Raw genomic sequence first — 15,311 nt, 5'->3', positions numbered from 1 at the left:
TTCTCAGAGCGCCAGGCCATGGATTCGAGATTCCTGCAGACATATGTGCATGTCGTAGAGTTGGGCTCCATCGCCCAGGCGGCCCGCCACCAGGGGCTGACCCCCGCCACGGTGCAGCAGCGCCTGCGGGCGCTGGAAGCCGACATGGGCAGTGCGCTGATCGCGCGCTCGGGCCGCACCGTCAAGCCCACGCCAGCCGGCACCCGCATCCTGGAGCGCGCGCGCAACCTGTTGCGCGATCTGCGCGACCTGCGTTCGGCCGCCACCGAGTCAGACCTGCCGGCGGGCCCTTTGCGCCTGGGCGCCACCCCCACCGCCCTGACCGGCATCATGCCGCCGGTGCTACGCACTTGGGCGGCGCGCCATCCCCACATCGAGATCTATATCGAACCCGCCCCCACCACCCTGCTCTACAGCAAGGTCCTGGCAGGCGAATTGGACGGCGCGCTGCTGGTGCACCCTATGTTCACCCTGCCCAAGTCCTGCGTCTGGCGGGACCTGCGGCGCGAGCCGCTGGTGCTGGTGACGCCCATCGACATGGTGGTGGAGGATCCACTGGCCGTGATCGCGCGCGAAGCCTATATCCGCTACGACCGCAGCGTGGTGGGCGGCCGCATGGCCGACGACTACCTGCGCGCCCGCAATCTGCGCCCGCAGGTCAGGTTCGAGCTGGATGGCATCGATTCGATCGCCAAGCTGGTGTCGGAAGGATTGGGGGTGGCGCTGCTGCCCGACTGGGCCACCACCGGCGCATCGCCGGCGCCCGTCAAGCGCTGGCCTTTGCCGGCGCCGTGCCCGTCGCGGACCGTCGGCGCGCTCTGGCCGCGTTCCGGCGTGCGTTCGGAATTGATGCGGGCGTTCGTGGAACTGGCGGAGAGCCAGGCGGCGGCAGGCCGCCAGGATAGAACAAGAACAGATGGGCCGCCGCGCAAGGCCCGGCAGCCCTGACCGGACCCTACGCCGCCAAGCCGCCCTGCAATTGGCTGTCGCGCGCCACCACGATGCCGCCGGACACCACCAGGCGGCGCGGCGCGCGTTGCGCCACGGCTTCGGCGATGCCGCTGGCGGCAACCAGCACCAGATCGGCACGCGCGCCAGGCATCAGCCCATAATCCGCGAAACCGCAGGCACGGGCCGCGTCAATGCTCACGCAGTCAAACGCCCATTGCACTTCATCGTCGCGGCGCAAGTCGTTGCGCAGGCCGATCATCATGGCGCGCGCCAGCATGTCGGGGCTGCCATAGGGTGTCCAGGTATCACGGATGCCGTCGTTGCCGCCGAAGAGCGTCACGCCAGCTTCGCGACAGGCCCGCAGGGCGGGCACGGGTCGCGACGGCGGCGCCGTGGTCAGCACCGCGACATCCAGCGCAGCCATGCGCTTGAGCAGGCCTTCCAGGCGCTTGGCGTCCACACCGCCCAGACAGAACGCGTGGCTGACGACAACTTGGCCGCGCATATCCAGCGCCTGGGTGCGGTCCAGGATCAGGTCCAGCGTGAACGCGCCGAGATCGCCCGGTTCGTGCAAATGAATATCGATGGGCTTGCCGTGCTTGTCGGCCAGGCCGAACAGCACGTCCAGCGACTGCGCCGGATCGCGATCGATGGCCGACGGATCCAGGCCGCCCAGCACGTCGGCGCCCTGCGCCAGCGCCTGGTCCAGCAGCCCGGTGGTGCCGGGCCGGATCAGCAAGCCCGATTGCGGAAACGCCACCGTCTGGATCTCGACCAGGCCGGCCAGCGCCTGCCGGGTGTCGTGCACGCCTTCCAGATGGCGCAGTCCGGCATCGGTGTCGACGTCGACATGGCTACGGATGCGAGTCGTCCCTTCACGCAGGAAGGCCAACGCCAACGCGCGCGAATGGCTGGCGGCATCGTGACCGCTGGCGGCGCGCCAGGCCCGCTCGTTGGCGATGCGGTCGGTCAGCGCCGGCCCCACCTGGTTCACGTACCAAGGCGAATCCCAGGTGGTCTTGTCCAGATGGGTATGCCCCTCCACCAGGCCGGGCAGGAGCAGCGCGCCGCCGCCCTGCTCTCGCGGCACGCCGGCGGGCGCTTGCAGGCCGGAGCCGATGCGTTCGATGCGGCCGCGGCTTATCAGCACGTCGGCCGCGGTGCCATCAGGCAGGCGAACGTTGTTTAACAACAGGTCGGTCATGGCGGCGTCCTTGACGCGCAGCGCAGGCGGTCGGCGGCGGCAATGCCGCGCCGGCTCAGGCTTGCTGCGGCGGTTCGATCCAGAAGAAACGCTGCCCCTGGCGAATCATGTCGGCCACGCCTTCGGCGCCCAGGCGATAGTCAGTGCCCATAAGCGTGGCGCCGCCGTCTTCATGAATATGGATGACGGCCAGCGGGTCGGAGGCCATGGTGTACCAGTAGTAACCGGGCTTGAGATCATGCAGGTCTGTGTTCATGAACCGAGTATACAAACAACGCCAGGGCGTATTCAAAAAGACACACAATTAACCCTTTGCCTGACATGACGACGGCTACGCGTCATACTGTTTCATGCGAGGCTCCAGCGAGCCCGCCATGTTGGCACGCGTCGACTCGGCCGCAGCATCATTAGCGCGCAAGCGTTGATCGTGAGGGGAACAACGGCGTATGAAAAGGCAGGCACTTCAATTCAGCGAGCCGCTCAAGCAAGCCATTTTGGACGGGTATAAGGTACAGACCCGCCGTATCGTCAAACCTCAGCCCACCAAGCCCACCACCGCCTGGTATGCGGACGCATCGGACTCCGGAAAATGGGTCGCGATGGGGCCGGCCAAGGAAGGCTCGGGCGAACTGCGCAAGACCTCTCCCTGGGTCAGTTGCCCATACGGCAAATCAGGCGAGAGCATTATTCTCGAGGACGAAACCGGCAAACCGTTCACCACCGCCGTCGTTGTCGGGGTGCGCATTCAGCGGCTGCAAAAACTGTCGGATGCGGATGCCCGCGCCGAAGGCACGCAGGCGCTCTATCACTCGTCGGCGCTGTTGCCGGGGGTACCGCTGCAAACCGCGTTTGCCTTGACCTGGTGCGAACGCTACGGGGCCCATGCCTGGGCCGCCAACCCATGGGTATGGGTGGTCGAGTTCCGGTGCCAACAACCCGATGAAACCTGAACCGGCCGCCTGCGCCCGCCTGAGGCAGGCGCACCGGTGTTGCTTGCCCGCCATCAAATCGCCCCCCTGATAGTGACCACCTGTAACCCGCCCTCGCGACTTCGGCGCATTCCACCGTATTTCAGTCGATTTCAACTGCGGGTTTACCAGAGCGGGCACGATCTGCCGCGATGCAACAAGCCCGTCCCCGAGCTGGCGGCAACCGTTGCGGATTGTCGCTATTGAGGCGGACCCACTTACCCCTGCGGAACCGAAAAGACCGAAAATGGCCTCAACGAATACATAACTTTGCTGCGTCACGCAGTAGGCAGGTGCAACATGAAAAAATGGCTAATCGCAGGTGTCGGTGCCGCAGGTCTGCTGATCTCCAGCGTCGCCTTGGCGCGCGTGGACGTCGGGATCTCCATCGGCGTGCCCGGGGTGGTCTACCCGGCTCCGGTCTATGTCGCCCCGGCCCCGGTCTATGTGGCGCCGGCTCCGGTCTACGCGCCGCCGCCTCCCGTCTATTACCGTCCGGCGCCCGTCTACGTAGCCCCGCCAGTGGTTTACCCCGCTCCGGTCTACATCCGCGGCGGCGGTTACTGGCGCGGTCACGGCGGCTACTACCGCGGTCCCGGCCCGGGCTACTACCGTGGCGGCGGCTACCACAACGGCTGGCACCGCTAAGCCAGCCCGGCGCCCGATGGGGCGCCCCCCAAAAACCAAAGGCCACTCTTGCGAGTGGCCTTTTTTCCTGCGGGACAATTTCCGGTGTCCCATGGGAAGCGTGTCAGGCCGCGGGGGCCTGAGCGGGTTTGCCAGCCGAGACGGCGGGCGGGGACTGCGGCACCGTGCTGGGTTTGCCATCAACCCAACGCGGCGTTTCCTGAACAAGATCAATCCAGCGACGCGGCGAGCTCGATGCCCGCCACCAACCATTATGCGGACGCATGAGCAAACTCCGGTTCACCGTTGAAACGCACACCATTGATTTCTTCAAACAATTGCCGACTTTCCTGTTCTGCTTCGTGCAAGCTTGCGAACGGTGCCTGTCCCGGCACAGTCCAGCATTTTTCCGGTGCGGTACCGCCTACGCGGCGAGTCCATATCTGCACGCGGTAGCCCTGTTCGCCATCCTGGGCCACAGAGCATCTCACACGAAAATCTCCAATCATTCTTGAAGTCATGGACAACTCCTTGTTATATAAGTGAATGAAGCGTGTAGAACGCATGCGTATTGTGCCGGAACTATCCGGCCCTTTTATTAAAAATACACAATTGCTCACATCAAAATCAAGCACTCACGCCATCAGCATAATCCTCCAACACGACAGGAATATGTCTTGATCATAAGTAATCGTCGGTATGCACCCTATCCCCCTTCTGGCCGATAGCATCTGAAAACGACCATCCAGCGGCAATAAAAAAGCGGAGCACGAGGCTCCGCTTTTTATTTATCCGAACGCGGTTCGCGTCAGGGCTTCAATACTGTCAGGCCGCCCATGTAAGGCTGCAGCGCTTCGGGAACCAACACACTGCCGTCCGCCTGCTGGTGGTTTTCCAGCACGGCCACCAGCGCGCGGCCCACGGCCAGGCCGGAACCGTTCAGGGTGTGCACGTATTCCGGCTTGCCCTGGGCATTGCGGAAACGCGCCTGCATGCGGCGGGCCTGGAAGGTTTCGCAGTTGGACACCGACGAAATCTCGCGCCAGGTATTTTGCGCCGGCAGCCAGACTTCCAGGTCGTAGGTCTTGGCCGCGCCAAAGCCCATGTCGCCGGTGCACAGCAGCACGACGCGGTACGGCAGGCCCAGCAGCTGAAGCACGCGTTCGGCGTGGCCGACCATGTCTTCCAGCGCCTCGTAGGACTGGTCCGGTTGCGTGACCTGGACCATTTCGACCTTGTCGAACTGGTGCTGGCGGATCATGCCGCGCGTATCGCGGCCGCCGCTGCCGGCTTCGGAACGGAAGCACGGCGTGTGGGCGGTGAGCTTGAGCGGCAGGTCGGCGGCGGCCTGGATGGTGTCGCGCGCCACGCTGGTCAGCGTGATTTCCGAGGTGGAGATCAGGTACTGGTCTTCACGCACGAAAGGCTTGCCGTGCTCGTCGACCTTGGGGTCGTCGTCGCCGCCGCCCTTGGACACGGCGAACATGTCGTCCTTGAACTTGGGCAGCTGGCCCGTGCCGTACAGCGTCGAGGCGTTGACGATGTACGGGGTGTAGCACTCGGTGTAGCCGTGGGTGCCGGTCTGCAGGTCGAGCATGAACTGCGACAGCGCGCGGTGCAGGCGGGCGATGGGGCCGCGCATGAACGAGAAGCGCGCGCCCGACAGCTTGGCGGCCATGTCGAAATCGAGGCCCAGCGGCTCACCGATGGCCACATGGTCACGGGCTTCGAAGGCCAGCGGCTGCGGGTTGCCGTCAGCACCGGCCGCGGCGGGCAGCCAGCGGCGGACTTCGACGTTGTCGTCGGCCGATTCGCCCAGCGGCACGCTGGCGTGCGGCAGGTTCGGCACCGACATCAGCAGCTCGTTCAGCGGCTGCTGCAAGGAAGCCAGCTCGTCTTCCAGCTGCTTCAGGCGTTCGGGCACGGCCTGCGACTCCGCCATGACGGCGCTGGCGTCTTCGCCCTTGGCCTTGAGCTGACCGATCTGCTTGGCCAGCGCGTTGCGGCGGGCCTGCAGGGATTCGGTTTCGGTCTGGACGGCCTTGCGGCGGGATTCCAGCTCGTTGAACCGTTCCGTGTCGAAGGACACGCCACGGCTCTTGAGGCGGTCTACGACGGTTTGCAGGTCTTTGCGCAGCAGTATCGGGTCTAGCATAGTGGTGTCGGTGAGGTTGCGAGAAGCAACGGGCGGCGCCCGTTACCGTTTCTTGGCACGTTCTTCTGCGTCCAGCTCGCGCAGAAATGCCAACTTTTGCTGGATTTTAGCCTCCAGGCCGCGATCGGTCGGCCGATAGAAGGACGGATTGAGCCCATCGGGGAAATATTGCTCGGCCGCGGCGTAGCCGTGCGGTTCGTCGTGGGCGTAGCGATAGGCCTTGCCGTGGCCCAGTTGCTTCATGAGCTTGGTGGGCGCGTTGCGCAGGTGGATAGGCACCGGCGCGCTGCCATGCTCGGCGGCGAACTTGCGGGCCTGGTTGTAGGCGTTGTAGACCGCGTTCGACTTGGCGGCGCAGGCCATGTAGACCACCGCCTGGGCCAGCGCCAGTTCGCCTTCGGGCGAGCCGAGCCGTTCGTAGATATCGGCGCCGTTCACGGCAAGGTCGGTGGCGCGCGGGTCGGCCAGGCCGATGTCTTCCACCGCCATGCGTACCAGCCGGCGCGACAGGTATTTCGGGTCGGCACCGCCGTCGATCATGCGGCAGAACCAGTACAACGCGGCGTCCGGGTTGGAGCCGCGCACCGACTTGTGCAACGCGCTGATCTGGTCGTAGAAGGCGTCGCCGCCCTTGTCGAAGCGCCGCAGGTTCTGCGACAGCGAGATTTCCAGCCACTCGGCGTCGACAGTGTCGCGGCCGGCGGACTGGGCCGATTCGGCCACCACTTCCACCGCGCTGATCAGACGCCGCGCATCGCCGTCCGCCCAGGCCGCCAGTTGCTCGCGCGCATCGGGCGCGATGTGGATCCTGGCGCCGTCATCCAGCCCATCGTTGAGCGCATCGGCGGCGCGGTCGACCAGCTGCTGCAGTTCTTCGGCGGTGAGCGACTGCAGCACGTACACGCGGGCGCGCGACAGCAGCGCGGAATTGACCTCGAACGAGGGGTTTTCCGTGGTAGCGCCGATGAAGGTGAACAGGCCGCTTTCGACGTAGGGCAAAAAGGCGTCCTGCTGGGCCTTGTTGAAGCGGTGCACTTCGTCGACGAACAGGATGGTGCGGCGGCCCTGGCCTTGCGCCACCTGGGCCACGGTGACCGCGTCACGGATGTCCTTGACGCCGCCCAGCACGGCCGAAATGGCGATGAACTGGGCGTCGAAGCCGTCGGCCATCAGGCGCGCCAGCGTGGTCTTGCCCACGCCGGGCGGCCCCCAGAAGATCATGGAGTGCGGACGGCCCGATTCGAAGGCGACACGCAGGGGCTTGTCGGGGCCCAGCAGGTGCGACTGGCCGACGACGTCGGCCAGCGAGCGCGGACGCAGGCGTTCGGCCAGGGGCACGTAGGGCCGATGCGCAGGATCGGCCGCGAAGAGATCGTTGCTCATTGGCAGCAGATGGGGGAAGACGGCAAGGAAATCAAGCCAGTATTACACCATGCCGGACCCGCCCCCTGCCGAGGGTCTGGGGCCGGCCGCCAGGCGCGTTTTCAGCCAGGATCCGCCCCTTTAAGCGACGAGCCCGCCGGGTGTCCCGGCCCAGGCGGCCGTCAGGCCAGTTCAGGCGCCGCGAATCGGCGGTTGGCCAGCACCGGCAGCACTTTGCGGGCATGGGCGAGGCGTTCGGGGTCGATGTCGGCGAATACCAGGGCAGGCGCCTCGCCGGCCTGGGCCGTGACCACGCCCAGGGGGTCCACCACCATGCTGCAGCCGATATTGCGTTCGCCGCATTCGCCGGCGGCGGCGACGTAGCAGGTGTTTTCCAGCGCCCGGGCCGTCACCAGCACTTCCCAGTGCTTCTCCTTGAGCGGGCCGCGGACCCAGGCCGCCGGCAGCACCAGCAGATCGGCGCCGTCCAGCGCCAGGCGGCGTGCCAGTTCGGGAAAACGCACGTCGTAGCAGGTCATCAGGCCGATTTTCAGGCCGCCGAGTTCGAGCAGCGGCGGGATGTCGTTGCCCGGGGTGACGTTGGTCGATTCCTTCATGGTGAAGGCGTCGTACAGATGCAGCTTGCGGTACTGCGACACGATGCGGCCGTCCTGGATGGTGACCAGCGTGTTCCAGACCCGCCCTTCGCCGGTGGGCACGTGCACGCACATCATGGTGGCCAGCTGCGAGCCGCGGCTGGCCTCGAGCAGACGCGTCATGAAGGGGCCGTCCAACGGTTGCGCGGCTTTCAGGACGATCTGGGGGTCGGTGATGTCGCGCGCCAGGATGCCTTCGGGCAGCACCAGCAGGCCGGCGCCGCCCTCGCGGGCGCGCGCCATGAGATCGACGCAAACCTGGGCGTTTTCTTCCCAGACGCGGCTGACGGCGAACTGGCCCAAAGCGACTTTCAGCATGACTCTTCCTTGTGTGGGGCAGCGGGCAGGCAGACCCGCGAATTCCGTATTGTCGCGCCAACTCGCGCTCATCGGCAGCCCTGCCGCCAAACCGGTCCACTACGGGTAACTCCCAACTGCCGCTTGTAAATTTCTTTCACGATAATGAAAAAAAACTGATTTGACGTAAATATTTTCCATAAACAGGCGCCCGCCATGACCCATTCCTCCTCTCCCGCAGCCCCTCTGGACGTCAACGGCAAAGGCCTGGGCGCCTTCCCCGAGGCCTGTACCACCGCCGACGTGGCGGCGCTGAACTGGAACCTGCTGGCCGAAGACGTCAGCCTGCCGGTGGCGGTGCTGTATGAGTCCCGGGTGCGGCACAACCTGCAATGGATGCAGCGCTTCATGGAAGCGTACAGCGTGAAACTGGCGCCGCACGGCAAGACCACCATGAGCCCGGCGCTGTTCAAGCGCCAGATCGATAATGGCGCCTGGGGCATCACCCTGGCGACCGCGCCACAGGTGGCCGCCGCCTACCAGCACGGCATCCGCCGCGTGCTGATGGCCAATCAGCTGGTCGGCCGCGCCAACATGGCCTTGATCGCCAAGCTGCTGCGCGATCCGGCCTTCACCTTTTTCTGCATCGTCGACTCCGCCGCCAATGCCGCCCAGCTGGGCCGCTATTTCGGCGAGCAAGGGCTGGTGCTGCCCGTGCTGATCGAACTGGGCCCTACGGGCGGACGCACCGGCGTGCGCGATGACGCGCAGTTGCAGGCCGTGGTCGAGGAAATCGGCCGCTGGCCCGGCCTGGCCCTGGCCGGTATCGAAGTCTACGAAGGCGTGCTGCAGGACGAGGCGGCCATCCGCGCCTTCCTGCGCCGCGCCACCGACGCACTGCGCGGCCTGGCCGCCGCCGGCCGCCTGCGCAAGCACGGCCCGGCGCTGATTTCCGGCGCCGGTTCGGCCTGGTTCGACGTGGTGGCCGAGGAATTCTCGCAACTGGACATCGGCGCGCCGCTGGAAGTGGTGCTGCGCCCGGGCTGCTACCTGTCGCATGACGTCGGCGTCTACCGCTCGGCCGCCGAACGCATCAACGCGCACAACCCCGTCGCCCACAAGATGGAACCGGGCCTGCAGCCCGCCTTGCAGGTGTGGGCCTACGTGCAATCGCTGCCCGAGCCGGGCCGCGCCATCGTGGCCATGGGCAAGCGCGACGCGGCCTTCGACGCCGGCCTGCCGACGCCGTCGCTGCACTACCGCCCGGGCCAGGCCCCTGCCCCTCACGCCGCCGCCGCGCACTGGAAGCTGACCGCCATGATGGACCAGCATGCCTTCATGCAGATCGGCGAGGCCGACGACATCCAGGTCGGCGACATGATCGCCTTCGACATTTCCCACCCCTGCCTGACGTTCGACAAGTGGCGCCAGGTGCTGTTGGTGGACGAGCAGTACCGCGTCACCGACGTGGCCGAGACCTTCTTCTGAACGCCCCCTGCCTGACGCCTTAGCGCCAGGCCCCAAGGGGGCACGAGAAAACTTGGGGAACCCGGCGCCGTTTCCGAATTACGCGACAACCTGTTTTTGACCCTCTGGAGAGAGAATCATGAACTTCCGTACCTCCCGGCGAGGCGGTGGGCTGAAGAGCCTGCTCGCGGCCGGCGCAATTGGCTTGACCGCATTGTCGACCCCCGCCCTCTGTGCCACGCCGGTCAAGGGAGGCACGATTTCAGTGGCCACCATCGGCGAGCCGCCGACGCTGGATCCGATGACCAGCACCGCCGACCTGGTGGGCATCCTGACCCAGCATTTCTTCGAAACGCTGTACACCTTCGACGCCAAGTGGAACCTGACCCCGCTGCTGGCCGACAAGATGCCCGAGGTGACGCCGGACGGCCTGGTCTACACGATTGCCCTGCGCCAGGGCATCACCTTCCATGACGGCTCCAAGATGGATTCGTCGGACGTGCTGGCCTCGCTCAAGCGCTGGACCGAAACCGCCACGCGCGGCAAGATGGCCGCCAAGGTCATTGCCAGCATCGAAGCGCCCGACGCCAACACGATCCGCATCACGCTCAAGCAGCCCTACGCGCCGCTGACCGCGCTGCTGGCCATGAACAATGCCGCCGCCGTGATCATGCCCAAGAGCAAGATCGCGCCCGTGCTGACCGAGATCGTCGGCACCGGCCCCTACCAGCTCAAGGCCCGCGTGCCGGACCAGTACATCCAGCTGACGCGCTTCGAAGGCTACAAGCAGCGCGAAGGCGAGCCCGACGGCTATGGCGGCGCGCGCAAGCAGTACCTGGACGAAATCCGCTTCGTGCCGGTGGGCAACGCCAACACCCGTTCCGAAGCCGCCGCCGCGGGCCAGTTCGACTACGTCGACTCGCTGCCGGTGGAAGCGCTGGACAAGCTCAAGGGCGGCCGTTCCGATCCGGTGATGCTCAAGCCGTTTGGCTGGCCCCGCCTGGTGCTCAACACCAAGCAAGGCATCATGTCCAACCTGGCGGTACGCCAGGCTGTGCAGCTGGCGCTGAACGAAGAAGACATGCTGTATGCCGCCTTCGGCAACAAGGATTTCTACAAGCTCAACGGCGATCTGTATCCGGAAGGCTACCCCTGGGCCACGTCGCTGGGCGGCAAGGTCTACAACAAGGCCGACACCGCTGCCGCCAAGAAGCTGCTGGACAGCGCCAACCTGCCCGACAAGAAGATCCGCATTCTGACCAGCCAGCAGTACGAGTTCCATTACAAGATGGCGCTGGTGGCCGCGGAATACCTGAAGGCCGCCGGTTTCACGGTGGACATGCAGGTGGTGGACTGGGCCACGCTGACGCAGCGCCGCCAGGATCCTGCCGTGTGGGACATCTTCATTACCCACAGCGTCTTCCTGCCCGAACCGGCCCTGATCGACTTCCCGTCCAAGGATGCGCCGGGCTGGTGGGACACGCCGCGCCGCGCGCAGGTGATGGACGCCTTCAATCAGGCCCGCACCCAGGAAGAACGCGTCAAGCGCTGGGCCGACGTGCAGCAGGCCGTGTACGACGAGATCCCCTTCGTGAAGGTGGGCGACTTCAACGCCCAGGCCGCCCGCTCGCCGTCGCTGCAAGGCGTCAAGCCCGCGCCGTGGCCGTACTTCTGGAACGCCTGGAAGGCGCCGAAGTAAGCGAAGCAACCGTAAGCCGGGCCTGGGGCGGGCCGATACCGGTCCGCCCTGCCTGAACCAAGGCGCCTGCCGTCTGCGCACCGATCTTTAGGATTCCACTGTGTTGCGTTATCTCTTGAACCGGCTGGTCGGGCTGGTGGCCGTGATGTTCATCGTCGCGACCATCGTGTTCGTGATTATCCGCGTCACGCCCGGCAACCCCGCTGCCGTGATGCTTGGGCCCCAGGCCAGCCAGGCCGACATCGCCGCGCTCGAGCACCAGCTGGGGCTGGACCGCCCCCTGCCCGTGCAGTACGTGTCGTGGCTGGGCAAGCTGGTGCAGGGCGACCTGGGCCAGTCCATCTTCATGAACAAGCCGGTGCTGTCGGCTTTGGCCGATCGCGCCGAACCGACCTTGCTGCTGACGTTGATGTCGTTGCTGATCGCCACCGCGATCGCGCTGCCGGTGGGCATCCTGTCGGCGGTCAAACGCGGCACGACGCTGGACCAATCGGTGCTGTCGTTCTCGATGTTCACCTCCAGCGTGCCCAGCTTCTGGCTGGGGCTGCTGCTGATGCAGCTGTTCTCGGTCAAGCTGGGCTGGCTGCCGGTGTCCGGCTATGGTGGCCCGGATGCGTCGCTGGCGACCCGCGTGTCGCACCTGATGCTGCCCGCCGTGGTGCTGGGGCTGGTCAATTCGGCGCTGATCACCCGCTTCATCCGCGCCAGCATGCTGGACGTGCTGCGCGACGACTATGTGCGTACCGCGCGCGCCAAGGGCCTGACCGAAACGCGCGTGATTCTCAAGCATGCCGTGCGCAACGCGTTGATTCCGATCCTGACCGTGCTGGGCCTCACCACCGCGTTGCTCATCAGCGGCGCGGTCGTGACCGAAACCGTGTTCGGCCTGCCCGGCGTGGGCAGCCTGGTCGTGTCGGCCGTGCTGCGCCGCGACTATCCCGTCATCCAGGGCGCGCTGCTCATCATTGCCGCGATCTACGTCCTGATCAATCTGTTCATCGACCTGCTCTACCTGCTGGTCGACCCCCGAGTGCGTTACTGATATGGCCATCGCAACTTCCCCAACGTCCGGCGTCGACCGCTGGCAGGTCCTGCGCCTGCTGGTGGCGCGCAAGACAGTGCTGATCAGCCTGATCGTCATCGTCGTACTGGTGGCCGCCGCGCTGCTGGCGCCCTGGGTCAGCCCGTTCGACCCCTACAAACTGTCGATCATGAACCGGCTCAAGGCGCCCAGCGCCACCCACTGGTTCGGCACCGACGACTTTGGCCGCGACGTGTTCAGCCGCGTCATCCATGGCGGCCGGCTGTCGCTGATGGTGGGCTTCTCGGTGGTGATCCTGTCCAGCGTGCTGGGCATTGCCCTGGGCCTGATCGCCGGCTTTTTCCGGTCAGCCGACAAGTTCGTGTCGCGCCTGATCGACGCCATGATGGCGTTTCCCGACATCCTGCTGGCCATCTCGCTGGTGGCCGCGCTGGGTCCGTCGCTGGTGAACGTGGTGATCGCACTGGGCATCGTGTACACGCCGCGCCTGGCCCGCATCGTGCGCGCCTCGACGCTGGTGATCCGCGAACTGCCGTTCGTGGAAGCCGCCCGCGCCCTGGGCGTCAGCACCTGGCGCATCGTCACGGTGCACGTGCTGCGCAACCTGCTGTCGCCCATCCTGGTCCAGGGCACCTTCATCTTCGCCTACGCGATCCTGGCTGAAGCCGGCCTGTCGTTCCTGGGCGTGGGCGTTTCGCCCGACATTCCCACCTGGGGCACCATGATCAACGCCGGCCAGCAGTACATGGGCTCGGCCGACTGGATCATGATCTTCCCGGGCATCGCCATTGTCCTGTCCGTGCTGTCGCTGCAATTGGTGGGCGACGGACTGCGTGACGTACTCGACCCGCGCCTGCGCAAGGAGCTGTAATCATGACCGCAAGCACCCGAGACGTCGTGCTGTCGGTGGAAGGCCTGAAAACCTGGTTCCACAGCCGCGACGGCGTCGCCAAATCGGTGGACGGCGTGACCTTCGACCTGGCCCGCGGCGAAACGCTGGCCATCGTTGGCGAATCCGGTTCCGGCAAGTCCGTGACCAGCCTGTCCATCATGGGCCTCTTGCCCAAGCCGGCGGGCCGCATCGAGGCGGGCAAGATCCGCTTTCGCGACCGCCGCGGCCAGGAGCACGACCTGGCCCAGGCATCGGCCTCGACCCTGCGCCGGATCCGCGGCGCCGAGATCGCAATGATCTTCCAGGAGCCCATGACCAGCCTGAATCCGCTGTACACGGTGGGCGACCAGATCGCCGAAGCCGTGCTGCAGCACGAAGGCGGTTCGCACGCGGCGGCCATGAAGCGCGCCCGCGACATGCTGGACCGCGTCGAGATTCCGGCCGCCGACCGGCGCGTCCACGAGTACCCGCACCAGATGTCGGGCGGCATGCGCCAGCGCGTCATGATCGCCCTGGCGCTGGCCTGCAACCCGGCCGTGCTGATCGCCGACGAGCCCACCACCGCGCTGGACGTCACGGTGCAGGCGCAGATCCTGGATCTGCTGCGCCGGCTGCAGGCCGAGATGAATATGAGCATCCTGTTCATCACCCACAACCTGGGCGTGGTGGCCGAGATCGCGCACCGCGTAGCCGTGATGTACGCGGGCCGCGTGGTCGAGGACGCCGGCGTCTACGACCTGTTCGAACAGCCCACCCACCCCTACACCCGCGGCCTCTTGTCCTGTCTGCCGACCGCCGCGCTGCTGGCCTCGGGCGAGCGCCTGCGCGCCATCCCGGGCAACGTGCCCAGCGTGCTGTCGCTGCCTGGCGGCTGCACTTTCGCGCCGCGCTGCGAGTTGGCCGACGGCAACTGCCTGCGCGCCGTGCCTGAACTGGTGACGGTGCAGGACCAGCACCGCGCCCGCTGCATCAAGGTGACCCCGCTATGACCGCAAGCCCCCTGCCCGTACGCGCCGCCGACCCGCTGGTGCGCATCGAGGACCTGAAGGTTCACTTCCCCACGTCGCAGGCGCGCAACGCGCCCGTGGTGCGGGCCGTGGACGGCGTCAGTTTCGACGTGCCGCGCAACACCATCGTCGGCCTGGTGGGTGAATCCGGCTCCGGCAAGACCACCACCGGCCGCGCGCTGCTGCGCCTGTTCGCGCCCACCGCCGGCCGCCTGCTGTTCGATGGCCAGGACATCACGCATCTGTCCGAAAGGCAGATGCTGCCCTGGCGCCGCCGCATGCAGATCGTGTTCCAGGACCCCTACGCCAGCCTCAATCCGCGCATGACCGTGGCCGAGATCCTGGGCGAAGCGCTGGACACCCATCAACTGGCCCAGACCCGGCGCGAGGCGCGCATCGGCGAGCTGCTCGAACGCGTCGGCCTGAATGCCGATCACAGCCGCCGCTATCCGCACGAGTTCTCCGGCGGCCAGCGCCAGCGCATCGGCATCGCCCGCGCGCTGGCCGTGGAGCCGGACTTCATCGTGGCCGACGAACCCGTGTCGGCCCTGGACGTCTCGGTACAGGCGCAGGTGCTGAACCTGCTGCAGGACCTGCAACGCGACCTGGGCCTGACCATGCTGTTCGTAGCGCACGATCTGGCCGTGGTCGACTACCTGTGCGATGAAGTCGTGGTGATGTACCTGGGCCGCGTGATGGAGCGCGGGCCGACCAGCGAGGTCTACGCCCGGCCGCGGCATCCCTACACCCGGGCGCTGCTGTCGGCCGCACCGGTGCCCGACCCGCGCGCGCCGCGTTCGCGTATTCTGCTCAAGGGCGACATCCCCAGCCCGGTCAACCCGCCGTCGGGCTGCGTTTTCCGCACCCGCTGCCCGCACGCCATCGAGGCCTGCGCCACGATCGAGGCACGCGACGTCAGCGTCGGCCCGGGCCATTTCGTGGCCTGTTCGCGCATCGGCGACCCCGAGCTGGCCGCGTAGGCGC

15 protein-coding genes are annotated in these 15,311 nt (G+C 66.4%); 9 read left to right on the top strand and 6 right to left on the bottom strand.

Annotated elements, in window-relative coordinates:
* The first annotated feature begins 18 nt into the window (after positions 1-18).
* Complete coding sequence (locus tag A9974_RS23765; protein WP_183006671.1) at positions 19-948, top strand: LysR family transcriptional regulator; 930 nt, start codon at positions 19-21, stop codon at positions 946-948.
* 7 nt (positions 949-955) lie between these two features.
* Here the strand turns inward: A9974_RS23765 and A9974_RS23760 are convergent, their stop codons facing one another.
* Together A9974_RS23760 and A9974_RS23755 are read right to left on the bottom strand one after the other, a co-directional pair.
* A complete protein-coding gene (locus A9974_RS23760) occupies positions 956-2,155 on the bottom strand; it encodes an amidohydrolase family protein (RefSeq protein ID WP_183006670.1) in 1,200 nt (399 codons plus the stop codon).
* Positions 2,156-2,210: 55 nt separating this feature from the next.
* Positions 2,211-2,411 (bottom strand): hypothetical protein, encoded by a 201-nt coding sequence (locus tag A9974_RS23755; RefSeq protein ID WP_042884660.1) that lies wholly within the window; start codon positions 2,409-2,411, stop codon positions 2,211-2,213.
* Positions 2,412-2,601: 190 nt separating this feature from the next.
* On the opposite strand from A9974_RS23755, the gene A9974_RS23750 reads away from it, so the two are divergent.
* The gene (locus tag A9974_RS23750) at positions 2,602-3,105 is read left to right on the top strand and encodes a hypothetical protein (protein WP_183006669.1); all 504 of its coding nucleotides are present in this window, start codon (positions 2,602-2,604) and stop codon (positions 3,103-3,105) included.
* 318 nt (positions 3,106-3,423) lie between these two features.
* Positions 3,424-3,771: a virulence factor gene (locus A9974_RS23745; protein WP_183006668.1), complete on the top strand. Its 348-nt coding sequence runs from the start codon at positions 3,424-3,426 to the stop codon at positions 3,769-3,771.
* Positions 3,772-4,022: 251 nt separating this feature from the next.
* On the opposite strand, the gene A9974_RS23740 is transcribed toward A9974_RS23745, so the two are convergent.
* The 4 genes from A9974_RS23740 to A9974_RS23725 all read right to left on the bottom strand — a co-directional run bounded on the left by A9974_RS23740 (position 4,023) and on the right by A9974_RS23725 (position 8,241).
* Entirely contained in the window at positions 4,023-4,271 is a 249-nt protein-coding gene (locus A9974_RS23740) for a hypothetical protein (protein ID WP_183006667.1), read from the bottom strand.
* Positions 4,272-4,558: 287 nt separating this feature from the next.
* Positions 4,559-5,905: a serine--tRNA ligase gene (gene serS / locus A9974_RS23735; protein WP_183006666.1), complete on the bottom strand. Its 1,347-nt coding sequence runs from the start codon at positions 5,903-5,905 to the stop codon at positions 4,559-4,561.
* A 42-nt stretch (positions 5,906-5,947) separates the two neighbouring features.
* Entirely contained in the window at positions 5,948-7,288 is a 1,341-nt protein-coding gene (locus A9974_RS23730; protein ID WP_183006665.1) for a replication-associated recombination protein A, read from the bottom strand.
* 161 nt (positions 7,289-7,449) lie between these two features.
* A complete protein-coding gene (locus A9974_RS23725) occupies positions 7,450-8,241 on the bottom strand; it encodes a deaminated glutathione amidase (protein WP_183006664.1) in 792 nt (263 codons plus the stop codon).
* A gap of 195 nt (positions 8,242-8,436) precedes the next feature.
* On the opposite strand from A9974_RS23725, the gene A9974_RS23720 reads away from it, so the two are divergent.
* The 6 genes from A9974_RS23720 to A9974_RS23695 all read left to right on the top strand — a co-directional run bounded on the left by A9974_RS23720 (position 8,437) and on the right by A9974_RS23695 (position 15,307).
* On the top strand, positions 8,437-9,708 hold the full coding sequence (locus A9974_RS23720) for an amino acid deaminase (RefSeq protein ID WP_183006663.1): 1,272 nt from the start codon (positions 8,437-8,439) through the stop codon (positions 9,706-9,708).
* 118 nt (positions 9,709-9,826) lie between these two features.
* Positions 9,827-11,386: an ABC transporter substrate-binding protein gene (locus A9974_RS23715; protein WP_183006662.1), complete on the top strand. Its 1,560-nt coding sequence runs from the start codon at positions 9,827-9,829 to the stop codon at positions 11,384-11,386.
* Positions 11,387-11,486: 100 nt separating this feature from the next.
* A complete protein-coding gene (locus A9974_RS23710; protein ID WP_183006661.1) occupies positions 11,487-12,428 on the top strand; it encodes an ABC transporter permease in 942 nt (313 codons plus the stop codon).
* 1 nt (position 12,429) lies between these two features.
* Complete coding sequence (locus tag A9974_RS23705) at positions 12,430-13,299, top strand: ABC transporter permease (RefSeq protein WP_025136905.1); 870 nt, start codon at positions 12,430-12,432, stop codon at positions 13,297-13,299.
* Positions 13,300-13,301: 2 nt separating this feature from the next.
* Positions 13,302-14,309, top strand: a complete 1,008-nt coding sequence (locus A9974_RS23700) for an ABC transporter ATP-binding protein (RefSeq protein WP_183006660.1) — start codon at positions 13,302-13,304, stop codon at positions 14,307-14,309.
* Complete coding sequence (locus A9974_RS23695) at positions 14,306-15,307, top strand: ABC transporter ATP-binding protein (protein ID WP_183006659.1); 1,002 nt, start codon at positions 14,306-14,308, stop codon at positions 15,305-15,307. The genes A9974_RS23700 and A9974_RS23695 overlap by 4 nt, the downstream gene beginning before the upstream one ends.
* Positions 15,308-15,311: the final 4 nt, after the last annotated feature.

The organism is Achromobacter sp. UMC71 (assembly GCF_014170305.1).
Lineage (GTDB): Bacteria > Pseudomonadota > Gammaproteobacteria > Burkholderiales > Burkholderiaceae_B > Achromobacter.
This window is presented reverse-complemented; position numbering and strand designations above follow the sequence as displayed.

Coding starts and splice junctions, on each gene's coding strand:
- A9974_RS23755 (WP_042884660.1), bottom strand. CDS start 2,411: ATGAACACAGACCTGCATGATCTCAAGCCCGGTTACTACTGGTACACC.
- A9974_RS23740 (WP_183006667.1), bottom strand. CDS start 4,271: ATGACTTCAAGAATGATTGGAGATTTTCGTGTGAGATGCTCTGTGGCC.
- A9974_RS23745 (WP_183006668.1), top strand. CDS start 3,424: ATGAAAAAATGGCTAATCGCAGGTGTCGGTGCCGCAGGTCTGCTGATC.
- A9974_RS23705 (WP_025136905.1), top strand. CDS start 12,430: ATGGCCATCGCAACTTCCCCAACGTCCGGCGTCGACCGCTGGCAGGTC.
- serS (WP_183006666.1), bottom strand. CDS start 5,905: ATGCTAGACCCGATACTGCTGCGCAAAGACCTGCAAACCGTCGTAGAC.
- A9974_RS23750 (WP_183006669.1), top strand. CDS start 2,602: ATGAAAAGGCAGGCACTTCAATTCAGCGAGCCGCTCAAGCAAGCCATT.
- A9974_RS23765 (WP_183006671.1), top strand. CDS start 19: ATGGATTCGAGATTCCTGCAGACATATGTGCATGTCGTAGAGTTGGGC.
- A9974_RS23730 (WP_183006665.1), bottom strand. CDS start 7,288: ATGAGCAACGATCTCTTCGCGGCCGATCCTGCGCATCGGCCCTACGTG.
- A9974_RS23695 (WP_183006659.1), top strand. CDS start 14,306: ATGACCGCAAGCCCCCTGCCCGTACGCGCCGCCGACCCGCTGGTGCGC.
- A9974_RS23760 (WP_183006670.1), bottom strand. CDS start 2,155: ATGACCGACCTGTTGTTAAACAACGTTCGCCTGCCTGATGGCACCGCG.
- A9974_RS23715 (WP_183006662.1), top strand. CDS start 9,827: ATGAACTTCCGTACCTCCCGGCGAGGCGGTGGGCTGAAGAGCCTGCTC.
- A9974_RS23725 (WP_183006664.1), bottom strand. CDS start 8,241: ATGCTGAAAGTCGCTTTGGGCCAGTTCGCCGTCAGCCGCGTCTGGGAA.
- A9974_RS23700 (WP_183006660.1), top strand. CDS start 13,302: ATGACCGCAAGCACCCGAGACGTCGTGCTGTCGGTGGAAGGCCTGAAA.
- A9974_RS23720 (WP_183006663.1), top strand. CDS start 8,437: ATGACCCATTCCTCCTCTCCCGCAGCCCCTCTGGACGTCAACGGCAAA.